Raw genomic sequence first — 20,294 nt, forward strand, 5'->3', positions numbered from 1 at the left:
GTAGCTAGTAGCCACTTTTCCCTATTCATCACCATTCCCTTTCATCTCCCATTTAACCGAAGATCACTGGGACGCGGAGGATCTTACGGGAATCCGAATATGGAACGATTGAAGAGGATGGAGACTTCTTTGACCAGATCTCACCCATCCATCATATAAACAAGCTCAAAGCTCCCCTCTTTGTCATCCACGGAGCCAATGACCCCCGTGTCCCCGTAGATGAGGCAGAGCAGATCGTCTCCGCTCTCCGCCAGAAAAACCATCCCGTCGAGTATCTCCGTTTTGAAAATGAGGGTCATGGCCTGGTTAAATTAGAAAATCGAGTCATGGCTTATAGTAAGGTAGCAACGTTTTTTGAACGCTGGTTGTTGCAGGAACCATAAACAACAAAGAGGAAGCCTGTTCTATGAGCAGGCTTCCTCTCCTCATTATTTCCGCATCCCAGTAAAGATTTGGATGGCATCTCGTAGAAATTCTGCCGTCCCCTCTTGCTGTTGATCGTAGTGCGCTTTAAACCGTTCGTCATCTACATACATTTGTGCCAGGCCTGCATGGGCTTCTTTGCTGTACTCGTTCCAATAGTAGGTTAGCCACTCTTTATGCAAAGCCGCTACTTTTTGAGCGAGCTCACCCGCAGGATCACCCGTTTTATAAGCCTCAGATAATGTGGTCGTTATTTCATTGGCCAGACGGGTTACCTCTTCGTGTTCTTCCTGGGTCATATTTTTCAACTTTTGGTTTGCTTGATTGATGGTATCCTCCCCATGTTTTTCACGAATCTCTTTTCCATACTTTTGTTCATTCTCATCGATCATCTGTCGCTTAAACCCTTCAAATTTTTCTTTGTCCGTCATGATTATTCTCCCTTCTGTGGAAACCATTGTTTTTTGAACGTTAGTGATCAACAAATCCAATTGCCTCCGTTGCTCCAAGAGCTGTTCATGGTGATCAGCTAAGGCCCTTCTGCGGTCAAAGGATGGATCGGTCACGATTTCCTTAATTGAATCAAGCACCATGCCGAGCTCCCGGTAGAAAAGAATTTGCTGTAGTCGGTCCACTTCCGTCTGACCATAAATGCGATAACCTGAGGAATTGATCTTGGCTGGCTTTAGTAAGTCAATCTCGTCATAATACCGCAGCGTTCTCGTACTTACACCTGCTAGCTGGCCTAGCTTCTGTACGGTATATTCCATATGTTCACCTCCCATAAGCTAACAGTAATCCCTTACGTAACGTTAAAGTCAAACCCTTTTAATTAATTAAAAAAGGCGGATGTCTCCATCCACCCACCGAATCTTATCGTCCCCATTTTTGGATTGTACAGTTATCCCTTGCTAGTTTTGCCTTTATGGTCTGCTTTACTCCTTTGCCATGGGCAATAGAGATTACATGAACAGCATTCTTCTCGTAGCGGTCGATTTTCGTCTCCGTGCGCAAACCATTCATCTGGGTGGTGAGTAACTTTTTTGGCCGCTTAACTACACAGAGACGGGACTGCATACGGGCAATTCCACTTTCCGCCGCATATTGGGCACGTATCATCTTCCACTCTGCCGTTCGAGCATGACCTTCCCTCACTAACTGAGTAAGCACCGCCGTCAGAATCAAAAAAAGAAGGATCGTAACGGCTAATACCATCGGGAGAGCCAATCCCCTTTCATTTCGCACTACTTGCCAGCTTTCTTTCATAACGCTCCCCTTCCACGATAGTACCGACGAATCTTCAGATCACTGTGCCAGTTTTGCAAACCGATCTCCACCCACACTCCTTCATCGTCCGGTTCAAAACCTACCCAATAAGCATCCTGCAATAAAACAGTCACTCCCTGGAATTTCTCACCCTGGTCTGACCGGATCCCTCGCAATAAACGCCGTTTATCCTGCTTATAACGAACGGTTTCTCCCGAGGGAAGCTCAAAGAGTAGCCACCCTTTTTCAGAAAGCCTAAAGTTAATCCCCTGCCTGATCTCATCTCGCACATCTGCATTAAACTGCTGAGCCTCTGCCTGTAGTTGGTGGCGATAAAATCCTTTTTTTAATTGGCTTTCCAAACCATATTGGACAGAAAAGACAGCAGGAATCAGGATAGATACAATGATTAATACAACCGCCAACTCCACATAGGTGAAGCCTCTCTCATCTCGGCTTAAGGTAGATAGCGTACACTTTTTAGTGTAATGTCGCGCCGTTTTCCCCAACTGTCTTTCCACCCTACTTTCACCTCACTTCCCGATAGATTCTGACCTATCGACTCCGTATGCCAACGAAGCCGATAGCTTGTCCCATCCTTTTTCTTGTTTTCATTGCCACTGCGATCTACTTGCAAAGTACTCCTTTGGATCTCTTCCATCTTCGACTCTGCCATCCCCATGGCATCCATCTGCCGTGCCCCCGAGATCAGTTGATGATTAGCCTCAACCACTACGGGTAAGGCTGTCACCAGCAGAAGACTAAAAATGAGCATCGCAGTTATTGTTTCAACGAGGGTGAAACCTCTCTCATCTCGCATCATGGGTCAACCTCTACTCGCGGCCGACCTGAAGCAACTTGTACCACAACGCGGCCAACTCTCTTCCCCCTGGTATACAGGACAAAGGTACCTCCGCGCACCTGTCCACTTCGCCGGAAGATCACACGGCTACGAGGGTAGTTGCTCGTCAGTTGAAAGCGGGAGGGGATTTTTTCATTCCGGAGAAGGTGATCCCCTTGCTTTACCGTATAACGATGCTTGGAAGCATCCAGGACAAGGAGCGTCTCCTCTTCGGTTAAACGTGCTTGCGTTTGCGCAAAACGCAAATCTGCCGCAAGGCCTCCTAAAAATAACTCTCTATCCAAACGATCCCCCCATTGCACAAAGGCAGGCAATGCAAGTATCGCTAATAGGCCAATCATCGCTAGGGTTAAAGAGAGCTCTACTAAAGTCCATCCTTGTTGCTCTTTCAGTACTCGCCTAATCCCCATGCTTGCTGCAATGCACCCGCTTTTCCACGGACGCTCCTGAGCGGATTGTATATTTCCCCTTTGCAGGGCAGGTAGGGGTTGTTCTCAGGTAACCGCGCGCCTTTAATTTAGCCACTGAAGATGGGTAACTCCCGAGCTCTAAATAATAATTGTCCGCTTGAGCACCAACCAATTTTCGATTCGCATTACAAGCCCGTTCTTGGGCCGATTGACCTGCGGCTCTCAAATTAGGTAAAGCAATTGCGATAATTACACCGATTACAAAAATTACGACAATCATTTCGATCAGCGTAAATCCTCTCTCATCCTTTAACCACTTATTAATTTTCATCACTTAACTCCTTTCATTACATCGCTTGCACCATATGAAGCATCGGTAAAAACATAGCCACCACCGTCGCTGCCATCAGTACACCGATCCCAAAAATCAAAAAAGGCTCTAAGCTACGAGTAAAACGATGCATCTTTTCCCGGATGATCATTTCTGTGCCTCGTCCCAATGTAAGCAGGGATTGATCTAAGCTTCCTGTTTCCTCCCCAAGCGCTACCAACCGAGATAAGGATGTTAGGAAAAGGGACCCTTCCTTCGCTAAACTTTCGTTTAAGGAGTACCCTGCTAATAACCCCTCACGCACCCTGCTCATCCCCTTCGTCAAGGGGTACCATGGACTAAACCCTTCAACCATCTCCACCGCACGCAATAAGGGCACTCCTGCTTTTAATAAGGATCCTAACTGAATGGCTAAGTAATGGGTAAACCGTAACGCAAAATACGGCCGTATTAATGGGAGGTGATACATCCACAAAACCCAGCGGTTTCGCTTTTCTGCTGGCAAACGCCCTAGGAAAAGATAGAAGATGACCGCTAACAAGGCTGTTCCTACTACAAGGATTAAACTTCCCCTCACCCATTGATGAAGCGAGAGAAACAGACGTGTATAGAGGGGTAATTCTAGACCCATCGTTTCATACATCTCCTGAAAACGTGGCACCACTGTTGTAACTAGGAAAAAGAAGGCACACCCTACCAGTATGAACACAATGACGGGATAGGTGAGAGCTTGTACCAAATCACGTACCAACTTGCCACGTTCCTGAAAATACGCGGTACACTGACGAAATCCGAAAGCATAATCACCGTGCTCTTCTGCCGCCATCATAAAAGAGACAAAAAGAGGCGGTATTCCTTCCTCTGCCAATGAACTAGAGAGACTTTTTCCTTCTCCGAGCCTATGCAAAATTTGTTCTGCTTCATGAGGGTGCAAAATTTTTTGTTCACCGAGTAGGCGAATACTTGGCATAAGTGGGAATCCCGCTTCAAGCAAATTCCCTAAATGCTGGCTTAATTGGACCAGTCGATCAGCATCCCACTTTGATCGCCTAATCACGGGCATCCACCACACGATGATACTCTGCGATACTCGTCTCCCCTGTCATCACTTTCTCTAGAATTACATCCGCTAACGAGCGCATCCCTGACTTTTGGAAACATTGTCGCAGCCTGGAGAGTGGAGCCCGCTCTACAATGAGCGACTGGAACTCTTCTTTTAAAGTGATTACCTCAAATGCACCAATACGATGAAGATATCCCTGTTGTCGACAAGAATAGCACCCTTTTCCTCGACACTCACGACAAATTAGTCTCACCAAGCGCTGTGCCACCGCACCTACCATCGAGGAGGCGATCCGATAAGGTTCAATTCCCATATCAAGAAAACGAGTAATGGTTGAACTCGCATCCGCCGTATGCAGCGTAGTTAGCACCAAGTGACCCGTTAATGCTGCCCGAATAGCGATATCTGCGGTTTCACGATCTCTGATCTCCCCTACCATAATGATATTGGGATCCTGCCGCAAAACAGCTCGTAGCCCGTAGGCAAAGGAAAGGCCTGCCTTTGGATTAATCTGAATCTGATTTACCCCGGGTAATTGAAATTCTACCGGGTCCTCTAATGTGACAAGATTGGTTTCTGCACGATTAAGCTCCTGTAAAATTGCGTAAAGTGTCGTTGTTTTCCCCGCCCCGGTGGGTCCTGTCACTATCAACAAACCACTTGGCCGCTGTATCAACCCTTTTAATCGTTTTTGTTCCTCCTCTCCCATTCCCAATTCAGCTAAGGACATCAATTCCGGCCGATTACGAAGTAATCGCAATACGATTTTCTCCCCATGAAGTGTCGGCATACTGGAAATGCGTACATCGACTCGCTCCTCATCTACCATCACGGTTAGGGCTCCATCTTGAGGAAGCCGCTTCTCACCAATATCCAGATGTCCCATCACCTTAATCCGCGAGATAATGGCATGCATTTTCTCCCTTTCTACACGATCTCCCTCAATTAAAAATCCATCTACTCGTTGGCGAATGCAGAGATGTTCTAGTCTAGGCTCGATGTGTATATCACTCGCTCGCCCGCGAATCGCGCCTTCCAACAATGTGGAAACGTAACTCGCCGCATCCATCTATCCTCACCTCCTAAAATTGGTATATTTGATGAATACATCCTTAATTTTCGACACGTATCGCCATTCACCTGCTGGTTATTGTCGATTTTTCTGAAATAAATTATTTATAACATTATTCTTATATTTCATGCATTTGTTCAAAACACACCTCTTTTAGTTATTCTCACCACAATAATTACACGGAATCTTCTTTGGCCTATGCTTGCAAATCTATCATTGCCCACACACTATTTTTCTCCCCTGCATACAATTGATAGTCAGGATGTTATAAAGGAGTGATCATAATGACTCAGGACAATTCCCGTGATCTTTACAAAGATAAAGATTCAGAATATTACAGAGGATGCAATAAAGAAATTCTTCGTTTTATTAAACATGACGCCGAACATATCTTAGAAGTCGGTTGTGCAGAAGGGCGCCTGGGTGAACTAATTCAAAATACCTCTGGGTGTCGTGTGACAGGAATCGAGCTGGACCCAAAGGCAGCCCAAATAGCAGCCGTTCAATTAAAGCAAGTGCTCGTTGGCAATATTGAAACAATGGAACTTCCCTTTGCACCTCAAACCTTTGATCATATCCTCTTTGGTGATGTCTTGGAACATTTAGTGGATCCATGGTCTGTTCTCAAACGGTTTTCTCCACTTCTGAAGCCATCTGGGTCCGTTATCGCTTGTATTCCCAACATTGGACATATCTCCATTATTGCTGGATTATTAATTGGTCAATTTTCCTATGCCAAAAACGGATTATTAGATCGCACCCATCTACGATTTTTCACACGAACGGGGATAGAGGACCTATTTAATGAATGCGGTTATCGAGTAGGAGATATTTTTGAAATCACTCATACTACTCCCTTCTTTGATCAATTAATTATCGAGTTAGATAAAACCTTACAAAAATACAACCTCCGTACCGACGATTTCTCTAACCTTACAAGGGCCTATCAATATGTATTGGAAGCTTACCCTAATATTTTAAAAAAACATATACCTACTTCATGATTTTTTTAGTTCTATTCTATTTTTTATCTTTCATTATATTTATTCCCCAAAACCACTAAGAAAATTTGTATTGGGTTGACAAAGGAGAATGGGTTTGTTAGCTTTATATTGTATTTATCATGAATATTTTCACTGTCCCCTACACATCATAATTTTTGTAAATGCGTTCCGGGGATGTAATAAAGCCGATGGGGCGTAGCCAAGCGGTAAGGCAACGGACTTTGACTCCGTCATGCGAAGGTTCGATCCCTTCCGCCCCAGCCACCATGGAAAACCCTGGAATATTGCGGGGTTTTTCACGTTTTTGTAACCAATTAACCCTCGACTTCCTTCTACGAATCCATTAAGATGTATATCGTACCCTTGGAGTAGATCGGTGGTGAAACAATCATGACGTTTCTAACTTTCGTAACGATGACTTCTGTCTTGTTGGCGATAATCTGGTCCGTCGCCCGTTTCAATACCTTCCGACCGCTCATCAAAGACGTAAACATCGAACTGACCCATCCCATGGACCCTGAAGGCCTACGGATCCTCCATTTATCCGATCTTCATATGGAAAAATTGTCGATTACACCGGAAGCCTTACTAAAAAGTGTATCAGGGAAATCGATTGATTTGATCGCTTTGACTGGCGATTACATGGACACGGCACCGATGCAGAAACGCTTCTTAGAATACTTGGAAGTACTGCAAACGTTGAAGCCACGTTACGGAACTTATGCCGTATTTGGGAACCATGACTACTGCATTGCTGATCATCTACCCGCCCTAGCAAAGGAAATGGAGAAACGCGGATGCATCGTTTTAAAAAATGAGCATCGCACCATTCAATTAGGTAGACGAAAGCTAAATATAATTGGAATCGACGACTACTATACAGGACGAAGCGACGTCGACAAAGCTTATGCGGGCGTTGGCGAAGGTATCAATTTAGTTCTTACGCACGATCCTAACATCGTATTAGATATGGGTTATCACTTTGATTATCTCTTGTCTGGCCATTTCCATGGTGGGCAAATTCACTGGCCAAAGCCATATCATTTGAAAAAAATGGGGAAACTTCCTCACCTCAACATGATCAGTGGGCTTCACTATCATGAGGAACGTGCCTTTTATATCAGTGATGGATTAGGGCAGACTGGAGTAAATCTTCGGTTGCGTTGTCGCCCGGAGATTACCGTCCATAGTTTAGAGGGTGTTGTCTCTATGGACTAATCCATAAGGCAATCCATTGCATAAAAAAGTTGACCGCGTTGAAATAACCGGTCAGCTTTTTTTATTTACTATCTACAAGTGCTTGAGAATGATCTGTGCCGCATCCCTTGCGGAATCTGGCCGCCCTAGTCGCCGTGCACGAAGGCTCATCTCTCTCCACTCGGGGGATTGTATTAATGGGTGAATATGCTGAGGAATGGACCCCGGACGATCCTGTCGTAGGGCCACTCTTTTCTGGGTGAGGTAGCGGCTGTTGCGCTCCTCCTGACCAGGGATCGGTCGACAAATAACCATCGGCAATCCGGCTGCAAGGCATTCAGAGCTAGTCAATCCCCCAGGTTTAGTAACAATCAGATCTGCAGCACTCATCCAATCTGCCATCCCTTGCACGAACCCAAAGAGGTGGATGTTTTTCTTTTGTCCAAATCGATCCGATAGCCGTTCCAATAAAGTTTTATTTTTCCCCGTAATCACTAGTAGTTGGGATGCGGGCATATCCTTTTGAAATTGTTCAATCGACCGCTCCAAAGGTCCTAAACCAAGCCCTCCACCCATTAGCATCACCGTAAAGGGATCTGGCTCTACACCAAGGATCTTCCTTACTTCTGCCTTGGCTGGACGAGTACGAGAAAAATCAGGATCAATGGGTATCCCTGTATGATAAATTCGCTCCTTTGGAATCCCATATTTGTGGTGCAACTTCTGCACCACACCCTCGTGGGCGACAAGATAAAAATCCACCGCAGGGTGAACCCAAAACCCATTCACATCAAAATCAGTTATGGCTGCCCCTAAACGATAGGGATGGGAGACTTGTTCCTTCACATAACCTGCCGCGCTTAAACAGAAGGCATGCGTACAGATAACCACCTCTGGATTTAAAGGGTCTAGAAAGCGACGCAATTTGGTCGCCAATACTTTGCCTACCCCTGATCGAAACGTTTCGCTGATGGCTTCTTCTCGTTTATAGGCTGCTCCCCATAGCTGAGGAGCATACTGCAAGGTATTTAGATAAACTTTGCGCACAACTCCCTCCAACTGGCGACTGTATTGGGGTAGCCCACAGGAAATATCCACTCCTACAGCAGGCGCTTTCTGATCCAACCCCTTGGCGATTGCCTGAGCTGCACGGAAATGTCCATTCCCGCCAATGGTTTCGGTTAATATGAGAACTTTTTTGCTCACCGTCGCTCCCCTCCCCGTCTTACTTTAACGATAATTTCTTCCCTTGGTAGTTTCCATCACTCGTCCCGGTAAAATACAAGGAGTCGCCCACACAGCAAGCGCGGCCGACTCCCCAATTGTTTCCGATTCACAAAGCGTATCTTTTTATGCCCGCCGGCTTCCTGCCCCAAGAACCAAAAGAATTAAAACCACAGGAGTCACCCAGGTAAGATAAGGAGCATTTACGATTATATTATCGTGGATAATCTTATCCTCCACTAATAATTGACCTGCTGTATACGCAAGAATACCTGACCCTACATAGACAAGCCAAGGTAATTTATTCATGAGCGTCGCAACCACACGGCTTCCTCCCATCAAAATGGGTACACTAAGGGCTAACCCAAGCAAGACGAGGAGAAAATCTCCATGCGCTGCACCTGCTACAGCTAATACATTATCCAAGCTCATAACTACATCGGCAATGATGATCGTCTTAATCGCAGATTTCAACCCACTACCTATTTCAATATCTTCTTCGTTATCTCCATCCACTAATAACTTAATCGCAATCCACACAAGCAACAAGCCACCAATTGCCTTTAATAGTGGAACTTTCAACAACCAGACAGCAATCAGAGTAAGTGCCACGCGAAGCACAACGGCCGCGATAGTCCCATAAAGAATAGCCTTCTTTTGCTGATGAGCCGGTAATTTACGCGATGCCATACCGATGACAACCGCATTGTCACCAGATAACACTAAATCAAGAATAATGATATTAATAAAACCAAGCCAAAATTGGGCATCCATATTTCTTTACCAATCCTTCCGACTCCCCACTCCCTTTGAATTTTACCCTCTCCGGATAGGGATAAACTTCGTCAATCCATCTTACTTTCTCTACAAAAAGGGTACAAAGTGAGTAGACCCTATTATAAAGGATGATCTTCATGAAATTAACCACTGAGGAAATCACCTTACGTTTACAGAATCTGCCTGGCTGGCACGAGAAGGAGGGGAAATTAACCAAGCAATTTCGTTTTCAAACCTACATGGAGGGTGTGGATTTCGTCAACCGTGTTGCCGATTTATCCGAAGAAGTACAGCATCATCCTGATGTATTGCTCACTTATAGACAAGTGGAGCTTCAATTAACCACCCATGACCAAGGAGGCATCACAGAAAAAGATTTCGCTTGGATTCAGCATCTTGAAACAGAATAAACTCTACTTTTTATAACCACCACTATCAAGCCATTGCACTGGGATAAGCGCCAGCGCAATGGCTTTTTGGGTGCTTATCAGCCCCGTTATTGATCATCCCATGAAGCAAGCAATCCACGTACCACTTGATAAATTAGTTCAGGAACAACTTGCATCGAGTAAGGAATTTCAACCCGCTCCCATTGTTTATGAGCATCTATACCATAGGGTCCAATATTGACGACAGGTACATCCAGTTGACGAATAGCATCCACATCCATCTGATGCTTTAACCCCCATGCAGGCATATTTCGCGTCAGGGCCTCGATCCCATCTTCATCATCACAGATAGCAACAAAGCTCATATCCGATATATACGGGAAAAAGTTACGAATTTGGATAGGATGACTACACTGGGGTTGTACATCCTTTACCGCCTTATGGACAGCTTGAATCAGCCGCTGATCCTGCTCCTCCTTCTCAGATAACACAACACGCGGCATGTAAACCGAAGCAAAAAAGAGTATAATGGACGGTCCCTTTTCTCCCCACCAGTCCCATACCTCCTCCACCATTCGGCAACAATACTGCCTCAGGTCCAATGCTTCATCATTGAGCAGATTCATCCCAAAAAAACGCATCGACTCCTTAAATTCTCCGCCATATTTCTCTACACATGCTTCATACAGCTCATCATAGGTCATCACTTCAGAGGTCCACGGATATGGAAGATATGGTGAACCACTTAACGCACAGAAACGTTGATACCTCTCTTGATGCATTTGGATCGCATTATGGAGCGCTTGACTGGCCGTTTCTTTTAATTCCTGAAGCACATCCTTAGGAGAGCGGCTATGAACAAAGAAGTTATAATAAGAAAAAGCTGCGAAGGGAGTCTGCACATCATATTTTTGCTTCAAATCCGTTTGTTTTAAAGAGACGGGTGGCATCGTTACTTCCCCATACATCTCATCACAAAAGTCGGGATTATAATCGATTAAATATGTTAGATCCGCCGCAATGAGATTGGGATCAAAGCCCTCAAAAGCTTGGCCGGCATGGGTTTCCTCACCCACGATAAAAAATGCAGGTAGTAATTTACCCACCGTCCCAAGATACACATAGCGCGAAGGATCTCCCTTATATTGGGGGGAGGTATAATCGGTATTGATCGCTCCCACATAGCGAAGATCACTTTCTGTTGCCAAATGGTTTAGTTCACGAACAGCCGACAAGATGCCATGGGAGTTATCCTCTTCATCACACGTTGCAAGAAAAAGAAGATTACCATCCAATTCTTCTGGATGTTCCGCAAAATGCCGCAAGAGAGCCATGTTGACCGCTACTCCGCTCTTCATATCCACGGAGCCACGACCTACCAGCCATTTCCCTGTAGCGAGATCTTCTTTCACCTGGCCGGTTAACGTTGTCTTCTTCCACTGCTTGAGCAACTCTTCCGGAGAAAAAGCCAGCCGCTTCCATTTCCCGTAATCCTCTACCCCTACAGTATCCATATGACCCATCAGGATTACAGTCTCTTCCTTTGGTTCTGGACTTTTTACTAGTGCGGCTACATTATAACGCTCCCGGTCATCCCCTTCTGTTTTCCACAGATACAATTGGTTGGGATTCTCTTGGAAATAGGGTAGCTCCCGAAAAAAATCAATAAGATGATAAGCGATATCTCGCTCCCCAACCGTACCATTCACACTGGGATGATGGATCAACTTCTCTGTAAGAGCAAGGGTTTCTTCTTTCCAGGAACGCATCTAACTCCCCCTATCAAAAATAGGATGAAAACTCCCCTTCTTCCTGCTGTTTCGGTGTTAATCGGATCGTCTCAATTCCATCGACTGCTTCTCCAACCAGCGCTTCAACATCAAGTCCTTTTTCCATCTCTTCACATACATCCAGCCTTGGCCTAGTAACTGGCGACTTTGGTTGAAAAACCGTACAACAATCCTCATAGGGTAAAATAGACGTCTCATAGGTACCAATCTCCTTAGAGATCGTCATGATGTCCTGTTTATCCATCCCAATGAGCGGACGGAGAACAGGAACCTGAGCCACATGATTGATCACATGCATACTCTCCAATGTTTGACTCGCTACTTGACCTAGACTTTCCCCGGTAACCAATGCCAATGCCTTTTGTCGTTTGGCAGTCTCCTCTGCAATCCGTACCATCATGCGGCGCATGATGGTGATCATATAAGAATCCTTACACTTGGAGCGAATCTGTGTCTGGATCTCTGTAAAAGGAACCACATGGAGAGAGACATTACCTGCATAACGAGTAAGCTCTTGCGCTAGATCCACTACCTTTTGCTTCGCCCGCTCACTAGTAAAGGGATAGCTGTGAAAATGGATCGCTTCCAATGTCGCTCCTCGTTTTAGCGCTAGGTACGCCGCTACTGGACTATCAATCCCCCCAGAAAGAAGAAGCATAACCCGCCCGCTACTTCCGACTGGTAGCCCTCCAACTCCTGGAATATCCTGTCCATAAAGATACGTTTCTTCTCCTCGCACTTCAATACGTAACTCTAGATCCGGCTGGTGGACATCCACACGGATGCCCTCTACATTGCGGAGCACCTCGCCCCCAATGATCCGGTTAATTTCACTTGAACGATGAGGAAAGTTTTTCTGCGCTCGCCGTGCAACCACTTTAAAGGTACGCGGAATAGGGTCCTGATCACGTACAAGCTGAACCGCTGCTTTTTTGATGGATTCCAAATCCGATTCCACACATCGAGCTAAACTGATGCCGACAATGCCAAATACCTCTGTCAAGCCCTGTATAATCGGTTCCACAGGGTTATCCCCAGGCTCTACAAAAACGCGCCCAAAGGTTTTTTTCACCTTCACTCCTGAAAAACCATCCAGTTTGTTCCGCATATTTTGCAATAACCGATTTTCAAAATCTTTCCGATTCTTCCCCTTTAAAGCAAGTTCTCCATATCGAACTAAAATCAAATCATTCATACCTCATGCACCTTCATTATCTTTTGTAGTTTAGGAATTATCTGTTGCAGTGCAGAAGCCGTTGCTTCTACATCCTTCACTGAAGTCATGCGACTCATGCTGATGCGAATCGTACCGACTGCTGTTGCTTCATCGATTCCCATCGCAGTCAAGATACGGCTCGCTTTTTCCCCTTTCGAGGAGCATGCCGACTTACTGGAGACAATGATCTCCTCTTCCTCCAAGGCATGGACGATGACTTCAGATTTCAAACCTGGGAAGGAAAGGGACAGAATAAAAGGCGCTCCCCCGTCAGAGGGGTCCCCATTAATCCGAAAATGGGTCAAACTCTCTGTACACCGACGAATCAATTCGCGTCGCCACTCTTGTAGTTGAGACCATTTGCCCCTTCGTTGGTTAGCAGCTAGAACCGTTGCTTTAGCAAAGCCTGCAATTCCTGGGACGTTGAGCGTTCCTGACCGCTGATTCGATTCCTGTCCACCACCAATCAAGAGGGGCGTTAAGCGCACACCCTCTCGGCTATAGAGGCATCCTACACCCCGAGGACCGTGAAGTTTATGAGCAGAAATACTTAAAAGATCAACCCCCCACTCCTCTGGGCGCACATCCATTTTACCAAAAGATTGTACAGCATCGACATGAAACAACACTTTTGGATAATTACGAAGCAGTTGGCCTACTTCAGAGATGGGCTGAATCGTTCCCACTTCATTATTTACATGCATGATAGAAACCAAAATCGTATCTTCACAAAGAGCCGCTTCCACATCTTCTAGGCGAACGCTTCCTTGTTGATCAACCGGTAAATAGGTGACGCGAAATCCCTCGGCTTCCAACTGCTTAAACACTTCAAAGACAGAGGGGTGCTCGACCTGTGTAGTAATCAGGTGGCGACCTCGGTTACGAAACTGCATAGCCGCTCCCTTGATCGCCATATTATTGGATTCGGTACCACCAGAAGTAAAAATCATCGATGCTGGTGAAACGCCTAATTCCTTCGCAATGACTTCCCTCGCCTGTTTGACAAGACGCTCAGCCTTCCCGCCTAGACCATGAAGGGAAGCAGGGTTTCCATATACATTTTTCATTACATCAGTGACTACTCGAACCACTTCAGGGTCAGGACGAGTGGTCGCACTATTGTCCATATCAATCATGGCCGTCCATCCTTACTCTACACGCAGTTTCAGCCTATGCTATAAGCCTTCACACATCATACCATAGGTGGAATCTCCTCCATAGCCTCCCCTATCAGTCTACCTGTTAATCGAAGACCCTTTTAAGGGATAGTCCCGCCCTCTACATTTTTCATGAAACACTCTCTTAATTGCTCTCTATGATGCTCATCATGATCGATAGCCTCTAGGATATATTCAGCTAGGGAGATGGTATGATTCCCGATCCTAACCATTCGATCCCAGTCCGCATCAGGCATCCCCTCCAAGAATCTCAGGAGCTGGCCTCGGAATTCCAAGAACTGCTCAATCACTTCCTCGCAAGAAACCCCTGAACGCGTCCAAAGGGACGCTTTAAGATTAATATCCTCTATCTCTAGACTACCAGCACCATCAGGTTCAATCTCCGGCAGTCTTTCCTCAATCAAGTAGCGATCCCAAAAATGGAGATGGGCCACAATCTCCAACGGAGACCATTTCCCCTCTCCTATCGGCTTCATCCACTGATCCGTTGACACCGTCTTAAGAGTGTGAATGAAGTCGGTCATCTCCCCCAGACGCTGGCATATTTTCTTTTTATCCAAGAAGAGAACTCCCTTCCCATAATCCAAAAAAACAAGAGACGTGGATTCCGTTTTTCTCTCCTTTCCACAATATTTCTGGTATATCCTTCTTATCATACTTTCTATTGACCGATAACATAAATGAATAGGTGCATGGATATCCACTTCGGTTCTTATTATAGGCAAATCAACCACCCTCCTTATTCAGCTTTGCGCCTCTATCCCTAATAGCTTCACTCCTTACGTGTAAGATCACAGACATAGACATTAATGCCATCTACATGTATATAGTATTGATTCTATTTTTTGGTAATTCGATTTCTTTGTACAAATGATCAAAAAGCTTTTATCTATTGAAAAACAAAGCATTCACCGCTCAATCCCATCATTTTGATATAGTTTATATATATGAAAATAATCCCATCTAACCTAACCATCTACTAAAAAACCGAAGACTCAATTCTTGACAAATATATGGTCAACGCTTATTCTGTTGAGTAATAGAATTACACCGAGTTCGGGGAAGGTTGCCAAACGTGCTTCCTATCCTCGATGCCGACTGCTGGTAGCTCGGACGCCGCTGGACGGAGTCCGACGAAGCCGCGGATATAATGGGAGAGCACCTCCTGTGTACCGCGGCTTTTTATGTGTATACACAAGATAGGGGAGGATTTCATATGTCCACGGGAAAGCCTATCGCACAGACGCATACTGACGTCTATCCCGATAGCCATTCAGCACAACCCACTGGTTGGTTGGATCGACTGTTTAAACTAAGATCTCGAGGGACTAACGTTCGTACTGAACTTCTTGCTGGTCTCACCACTTTTATGACGATGAGTTATTTCATCATCGTCTGTCCAATTATCCTCTCCGAAGCGGGGATGCCACGGGAAGCAGCGACTGCAGCTACAATTTTCTCCAGTGTTTTTTGCACCCTAATTTTTGCTTTTTGGGCTAATTTCCCGATAACAATGGCTCCTGGTATGGGGCTCATCTCATTTTTTACTTACACTGTTGTCCAAGGGGAAGGGTTATCCTGGCAGACCGCCCTTGGAGCCGTCTTTATTTCAGGAGTCGTCTTTTTATTACTTACCATCACTGGACTGCGACAAGCCCTTTTTAAGGCCGTCCCTCGTACCCTCCGCTCCTCGATCACCGTTGGAATCGGTCTATTTGTCGCCTTTATCGGCCTTAAAAATGCTGGAATCATCGTCGCTAATAAAGCCACCTTTGTTTCCCTGGGCTCGATCACCCAGCCAACTACCGCTCTAGCAGCCGGCGGCGTTCTCCTTGCTGCTTTCCTCGCCGCACGCCGGGTCAAAGGAGCCTTGCTTCTCAGCATCCTTGCCTTGACAGTAGGCGCAATGGCTCTTGGGATAACTAAGACTCCTCAAGGGGTAGGAGATATATTTTCCCTCTCCTTGCCTGATGTCTCTCCTACCTTTATGGCTATGGATATCAAAGGAGCACTGGCATACGGCATTATTCCAATCATCTTCTCTTTTACCATCGTAGAGCTATTTGATAATATGGCTACCCTGATGGGGCTATCCAATCGAGCAGGTTTGATGAAGAAAGACGGCACCATCCCCAATCTTAACCGTGCCTTACAAGCAGATGCCGTGGGTACCATGGGGTCTGCTGTCATGGGAGCTACTGCACTCAATGCTTACGTAGAAAATGCTACAGGGATTTCAGAAGGAGGTCGTACAGGCCTTACCGCCTTAGTGACCGGAGTACTTTTTCTTCTCTGCCTCTTCTTCATTCCATTGGTTTCCCTCATTCCCGCTCTGGCTACCGCCCCTATCCTCGTCCTAGTGGGTGCGATGATGCTTCAAGAAGTAAAGGAAATCCCCATGGATGATCTAACAGAGACTCTGCCTGCTTTCTTAACCATTGTCATGACACCCCTTACCTTCAGCATTGCAGAAGGGCTAGCCTTTGGCTTTATCTCTTATACGGTATTAAAGCTTCTCACTGGACGTAGAAAAGACCTTCACTGGTCCATGTACTTGATCGCTGCGGCATTTATTGTGAACTTTGCCTACCATGGGTGATCAAGTGATTGTTTAAAATTTATTCCACAACAAGGTTCTCCCCTTTAGTAGGGGTTGATCTGTGTTGTGGTTTTTTTTATGATGAAAATACAACAGAAATTTAAGCGCTTTGCGCATGAGGTTAGGTGACCTATTTTAAGGTGTGTAAGAACGAAAAAACCAAAGAGGTGTGCAGATTCCTTAGTCAATACTAAAGGAATTGCTGCACACCTCTTTTTTACTCCTATGGGTTAATACACACCCCACATCCTCCCTCTCCTTCACAATGGGAGCGCACCTCCTTTATGAATGGGTGCCTACGCCTTCCTTCGCCGTCCGATCCAGGAGACGACGGATGGAACGATTGCTTTCTTGAAGTACCTTTTGCTTATCCATCGTCTTCATGACACCCTTCTCCATCACAATTTTACCGTTGATGATCGTCGTCTCTACGTCGGAGGACTTTGCTGAGTATACTAGACGTGAGATCAGATCGACCCCCTCTCGTGGCGAGTTGTGGAAGTGATTTAAATCGAGAATCGCAAGATCTGCCTTCTTCCCCACTTCTAAACTACCAATTTCATCAGCCAAGCCCATCGCCTCTGCGCCGCCTATAGTCGCCATCCGGAATACCTCCCGAGCAGGCATACTGGTAGGGCCATGAAGGGGCTTTTGAATAAGAGCAGCCATCCGCATTTCTTGGAACATATCTAGATTATTGTTACAAGCGGCTCCATCCGCTCCCAGGCTTAGCTTCGCATCACATGCAAGAAGTTCTGGAATTTCAGCATAACCTGAAGCTAACTTAAGGTTGGAACCTGGGCAATGACTTACCTTTACCCCACGTTCACGAATCACACGGCGTTCTTCATCATCCAACCAAACACAGTGAGCTAAAATCAATCGTGGGCTAGCAATACCGATTTTATCCAAGTAGAGCACATTACGCATGCCTCTCTCTTGTTCAACGAGATTAATTTCTCCTTTATTCTCTGAAGCATGGGTGTGAATCATTACATCGTATTTTTCGGCAAGATCCCTTACCTGGATAAGTAACTCTTCGGAACAAGAGACCACAAAGCGAGGACAGAAGGCATAACGAATACGACCATCGTCATAGTTATGCCACTTTTCTAGCAATTCAACACTCTTTTGGATCGATGTCGCTGTATCCTCCATCAACGCAGGGGGTACACCCTCGCCGTGATCCATCATCACTTTCCCCGAAAGGGCACGGATGCCACTTTCAGCTATCGCACGGAAAGCCGCGTCGGTGTGGTGAACGGTTTCCATATCGACTACCGATGTCGTACCACCTGAGATGAGCTCCCCAATCCCAAGCATGGCCGAATAATAAAGGGATTCCTCATCGTGGGCTGCTTCCAAGGGAAGCACACGCTTACGTAGCCAATCAAGTAACTCTAGGTCATCGGCCTGCCCTCTAAATAAGGTCTGACAGAGATGGATATGCGTCTGTATAAGACCTGGGATGACCGTCTTGCCAGTAGCATCAATGGTCTGATCCACTTTTTTCTCGATCTGAGGGGCAATTTCCGCGATGCGCCCATCTTCGATAAGTAGATCCCCAAAAATAACCTCCTCCTCTCTATTCATGGTTACGATCTCAGCATTTCGAATCAACAGTCGCATCATAATTGCCCCCTTTGATATTTTCACTATCCATTTCCTTCGTTACTACATATATTTTTTCCATGCTGAAACATACCCACGGTATAGGGCCTAGCAGATTCTAAAAAATCGAAGAGCTAACTCCCTGTAAAAAGTAATGGAACGCAGATATGCGTCAATATCCACCCACTCATCTGGCTGGTGAGCCAAAGCTTCTTCTCCCGGCCCATAGATAAGGGTAGGAACAAGACTATCCGCATTAAGTACCGATCCATCCGTATAGTAGGGAACGCCAACGACCTTCCTTTCTGGATCCCCCTTCAGCTCCAAGGCCAGCCGAATGAGAGGATCTTTCGGGGGTGTTAAGATCGCTGGACGGTCGAGTAGAATTCTTACCTGGAAAGAAAGATCCGGGTACTTTCGTCTTCCCTCATGAAGCCGTTCCTCTACTTCCCGCACGAGCGTTCCATGCTCCCGTGGAGGAACGGTACGTATATCTGCGGTGAAGCGAGCTCGATCAGGGATGACATTGGTCTGGATGCCCCCTTGGATCTGGGTAAGAGCAACACTCTCTCCCCCTAGAATCTCATCTTCATACCGCCATCCTAGCTCCATCTCCTCTAGTAGACCTGCCATATGTAAGAGATGGCTGACTGCATTAATCCCCTTCCCAGGCATCGATCCGTGGGCAGTTCGTCCCTGGGTAGTTACTTCAAGCCAGAGTGCTCCTTTATGGCCCACCGCCACCTTCTCCCCGGTAGGCTCCCCGATCACCATCCCATCAACCTCTTCCATACCACCCTGCTCATAATAGTTTCGAGCGCCACAACTATCTACTTCTTCACCCGCCGTCGCTAGAAGTAGAATCTCTCCCCCCGGTTCCACACCCTCTAATACAAGGGATTCCAACGCCAACACCATCGCTGCTAGACCGCTTTTCATATCGGATGCTCCGCGTCCATAGATTCGATTATCCATGATCTTTCCAGCTAGAGGAGGAACGCTCCACCCCTCTGGATCTCCAAGGGATACCGTGTCCATATGGCCACAGAAAAGAAGCGTACGCTCTCCCTTACCAAGGCGTACGAGCAGATTCTCTCGCCCCTCGGTAAGGGAAACCCGCTCCACTGAGACCCGATGTGCCAATCTGGACGCGATCTTTTCTGCCACACGAGCTTCATTTCCTGGAGGATTCACACTATCGGTCTGGATCAGATCCTGTAAAAAGGTGATGGCATCCTCAGGGATTAACTTATTCATAGAAATCTCTCTCCTTAGCCAACAATTGGAGCTTTAGAGGGGTTACCTTCCATCCATTGACAGGAGCCATGTCCTGGGAGCAGGTTGATACTGCCACAACCACATCCATCAATGCTTTCAATTTTACATAATCCCCCGGTCGTGACAGGGGTTCTTTAATCTCATAATCCCATTCATCATCTAATTCATTGTTCATAAACCAATTGATCGGGTCTGGTAACAACATAGGTCGGATCCCAAAACCCGCTATGGCTTGTGTCAAATTGTCATGGCAGTTGGGGTGGTTTTCTACTCCGAAGTCGACGCGATAACGATAGTCATCACAGGCCGGGAAGAAAAAATCATGGCGACTGACGGTGTCCTTGACTAAACGCATCAAGGGGCGGCGCTGATTGCTGTATAAGCCATCTCCTTCACACAAACGAACACTAGAGAGAGAAGATCGCATATGAACAGGAGAGACATATTCGGTAGGCTCCCTTTGATTGAAACAGAGGAAGTCACCTACTTGCTTCCCTTCCACATCGATGATGCAGAGAGACTCTCCCTTTTTCACCTCGATTGCCCGCCCTTCATAGGGAGGGATCATGACCTCTTTTTTAATCACGGGGGTTTCCATCAATAT

22 protein-coding genes and 1 tRNA gene are annotated in these 20,294 nt (G+C 46.1%); 6 read left to right on the forward strand and 17 right to left on the reverse strand.

Features of this window, described 5'->3' with window-relative positions:
- Positions 1–80: 80 nt before the first annotated feature.
- Entirely contained in the window at positions 81–383 is a 303-nt protein-coding gene (locus tag BLV90_RS01325; protein WP_281241991.1) for an alpha/beta hydrolase family protein, read from the forward strand.
- A gap of 45 nt (positions 384–428) precedes the next feature.
- Here BLV90_RS01325 and BLV90_RS01330 read toward each other — a convergent pair whose 3' ends face one another.
- The 8 genes from BLV90_RS01330 to BLV90_RS01365 all read right to left on the reverse strand — a co-directional run bounded on the left by BLV90_RS01330 (position 429) and on the right by BLV90_RS01365 (position 5,424).
- Positions 429–1,193, reverse strand: a complete 765-nt coding sequence (locus BLV90_RS01330; protein WP_091734955.1) for a MerR family transcriptional regulator — start codon at positions 1,191–1,193, stop codon at positions 429–431.
- 103 nt (positions 1,194–1,296) lie between these two features.
- Complete coding sequence (locus BLV90_RS01335; RefSeq protein WP_091734958.1) at positions 1,297–1,689, reverse strand: hypothetical protein; 393 nt, start codon at positions 1,687–1,689, stop codon at positions 1,297–1,299.
- Entirely contained in the window at positions 1,686–2,198 is a 513-nt protein-coding gene (locus BLV90_RS01340) for a pilus assembly FimT family protein (RefSeq protein ID WP_143034967.1), read from the reverse strand. The genes BLV90_RS01335 and BLV90_RS01340 overlap by 4 nt, the downstream gene beginning before the upstream one ends.
- Positions 2,147–2,512 carry a type II secretion system protein gene (locus BLV90_RS01345; RefSeq protein WP_091734963.1) on the reverse strand — a complete coding sequence of 122 codons (366 nt, stop codon included), beginning with the start codon at positions 2,510–2,512 and terminating at the stop codon, positions 2,147–2,149. The genes BLV90_RS01340 and BLV90_RS01345 overlap by 52 nt, the downstream gene beginning before the upstream one ends.
- The gene (locus tag BLV90_RS01350) at positions 2,509–2,961 is read right to left on the reverse strand and encodes a GspH/FimT family pseudopilin (protein WP_091734966.1); all 453 of its coding nucleotides are present in this window, start codon (positions 2,959–2,961) and stop codon (positions 2,509–2,511) included. Before BLV90_RS01350 ends, BLV90_RS01345 begins: the two co-directional genes overlap by 4 nt.
- Positions 2,951–3,292: a competence type IV pilus major pilin ComGC gene (locus tag BLV90_RS01355; protein WP_091734969.1), complete on the reverse strand. Its 342-nt coding sequence runs from the start codon at positions 3,290–3,292 to the stop codon at positions 2,951–2,953. Before BLV90_RS01355 ends, BLV90_RS01350 begins: the two co-directional genes overlap by 11 nt.
- Before the next feature lie 16 nt (positions 3,293–3,308).
- Complete coding sequence (locus BLV90_RS01360) at positions 3,309–4,349, reverse strand: type II secretion system F family protein (RefSeq protein WP_177167835.1); 1,041 nt, start codon at positions 4,347–4,349, stop codon at positions 3,309–3,311.
- Positions 4,342–5,424, reverse strand: a complete 1,083-nt coding sequence (locus BLV90_RS01365; RefSeq protein ID WP_091734973.1) for a GspE/PulE family protein — start codon at positions 5,422–5,424, stop codon at positions 4,342–4,344. Before BLV90_RS01365 ends, BLV90_RS01360 begins: the two co-directional genes overlap by 8 nt.
- A gap of 287 nt (positions 5,425–5,711) precedes the next feature.
- Here BLV90_RS01365 and BLV90_RS01370 point away from each other — a divergent pair, with 287 nt between their 5' ends.
- The 3 genes from BLV90_RS01370 to BLV90_RS01380 all read left to right on the forward strand — a co-directional run bounded on the left by BLV90_RS01370 (position 5,712) and on the right by BLV90_RS01380 (position 7,649).
- Positions 5,712–6,431 (forward strand): class I SAM-dependent methyltransferase, encoded by a 720-nt coding sequence (locus BLV90_RS01370; RefSeq protein WP_091734975.1) that lies wholly within the window; start codon positions 5,712–5,714, stop codon positions 6,429–6,431.
- 189 nt (positions 6,432–6,620) lie between these two features.
- Positions 6,621–6,695 (forward strand) — tRNA-Gln (locus BLV90_RS01375).
- 126 nt (positions 6,696–6,821) lie between these two features.
- Complete coding sequence (locus tag BLV90_RS01380; RefSeq protein WP_245726205.1) at positions 6,822–7,649, forward strand: metallophosphoesterase; 828 nt, start codon at positions 6,822–6,824, stop codon at positions 7,647–7,649.
- A 72-nt stretch (positions 7,650–7,721) separates the two neighbouring features.
- On the opposite strand, the gene BLV90_RS01385 is transcribed toward BLV90_RS01380, so the two are convergent.
- Complete coding sequence (locus BLV90_RS01385; RefSeq protein WP_091734977.1) at positions 7,722–8,834, reverse strand: MGDG synthase family glycosyltransferase; 1,113 nt, start codon at positions 8,832–8,834, stop codon at positions 7,722–7,724.
- A 144-nt stretch (positions 8,835–8,978) separates the two neighbouring features.
- Positions 8,979–9,626, reverse strand: coding sequence for a TerC family protein (locus tag BLV90_RS01390; RefSeq protein ID WP_091734979.1), 648 nt, complete (start codon positions 9,624–9,626; stop codon positions 8,979–8,981).
- 140 nt (positions 9,627–9,766) lie between these two features.
- Here BLV90_RS01390 and BLV90_RS01395 point away from each other — a divergent pair, with 140 nt between their 5' ends.
- A complete protein-coding gene (locus BLV90_RS01395) occupies positions 9,767–10,039 on the forward strand; it encodes a 4a-hydroxytetrahydrobiopterin dehydratase (RefSeq protein WP_177167836.1) in 273 nt (90 codons plus the stop codon).
- Between the two features lie 86 nt (positions 10,040–10,125).
- On the opposite strand, the gene BLV90_RS01400 is transcribed toward BLV90_RS01395, so the two are convergent.
- The 4 genes from BLV90_RS01400 to BLV90_RS01415 all read right to left on the reverse strand — a co-directional run bounded on the left by BLV90_RS01400 (position 10,126) and on the right by BLV90_RS01415 (position 14,762).
- Positions 10,126–11,787 (reverse strand): M20/M25/M40 family metallo-hydrolase, encoded by a 1,662-nt coding sequence (locus BLV90_RS01400; protein ID WP_091734983.1) that lies wholly within the window; start codon positions 11,785–11,787, stop codon positions 10,126–10,128.
- Positions 11,788–11,800: 13 nt separating this feature from the next.
- Positions 11,801–13,003 (reverse strand): tRNA uracil 4-sulfurtransferase ThiI, encoded by a 1,203-nt coding sequence (gene thiI / locus BLV90_RS01405; protein WP_091734985.1) that lies wholly within the window; start codon positions 13,001–13,003, stop codon positions 11,801–11,803.
- Positions 13,000–14,160, reverse strand: a complete 1,161-nt coding sequence (locus BLV90_RS01410) for a cysteine desulfurase family protein (RefSeq protein ID WP_091734987.1) — start codon at positions 14,158–14,160, stop codon at positions 13,000–13,002. Before BLV90_RS01410 ends, thiI begins: the two co-directional genes overlap by 4 nt.
- A gap of 122 nt (positions 14,161–14,282) precedes the next feature.
- On the reverse strand, positions 14,283–14,762 hold the full coding sequence (locus tag BLV90_RS01415) for a DinB family protein (protein WP_177167837.1): 480 nt from the start codon (positions 14,760–14,762) through the stop codon (positions 14,283–14,285).
- Between the two features lie 656 nt (positions 14,763–15,418).
- Here BLV90_RS01415 and BLV90_RS01420 point away from each other — a divergent pair.
- The gene (locus BLV90_RS01420; RefSeq protein ID WP_091734994.1) at positions 15,419–16,801 is read left to right on the forward strand and encodes an NCS2 family permease; all 1,383 of its coding nucleotides are present in this window, start codon (positions 15,419–15,421) and stop codon (positions 16,799–16,801) included.
- A gap of 282 nt (positions 16,802–17,083) precedes the next feature.
- Here BLV90_RS01420 and BLV90_RS01425 read toward each other — a convergent pair whose 3' ends face one another.
- The 3 genes from BLV90_RS01425 to BLV90_RS01435 all read right to left on the reverse strand — a co-directional run bounded on the left by BLV90_RS01425 (position 17,084) and on the right by BLV90_RS01435 (position 20,288).
- The gene (locus tag BLV90_RS01425; protein WP_091734997.1) at positions 17,084–18,433 is read right to left on the reverse strand and encodes a 5'-deoxyadenosine deaminase; all 1,350 of its coding nucleotides are present in this window, start codon (positions 18,431–18,433) and stop codon (positions 17,084–17,086) included.
- 87 nt (positions 18,434–18,520) lie between these two features.
- The gene (locus BLV90_RS01430) at positions 18,521–19,669 is read right to left on the reverse strand and encodes a M20 family metallopeptidase (protein ID WP_091735000.1); all 1,149 of its coding nucleotides are present in this window, start codon (positions 19,667–19,669) and stop codon (positions 18,521–18,523) included.
- Positions 19,662–20,288, reverse strand: coding sequence for a DUF1989 domain-containing protein (locus BLV90_RS01435; RefSeq protein WP_091735002.1), 627 nt, complete (start codon positions 20,286–20,288; stop codon positions 19,662–19,664). Before BLV90_RS01435 ends, BLV90_RS01430 begins: the two co-directional genes overlap by 8 nt.
- Between the last annotated feature and the right edge of the window lie 6 nt (positions 20,289–20,294).

It is taken from the genome of Marininema mesophilum (assembly GCF_900106775.1).
In the GTDB taxonomy this organism is placed as follows: Bacteria; Bacillota; Bacilli; order Thermoactinomycetales; family DSM-45169; genus Marininema; species Marininema mesophilum.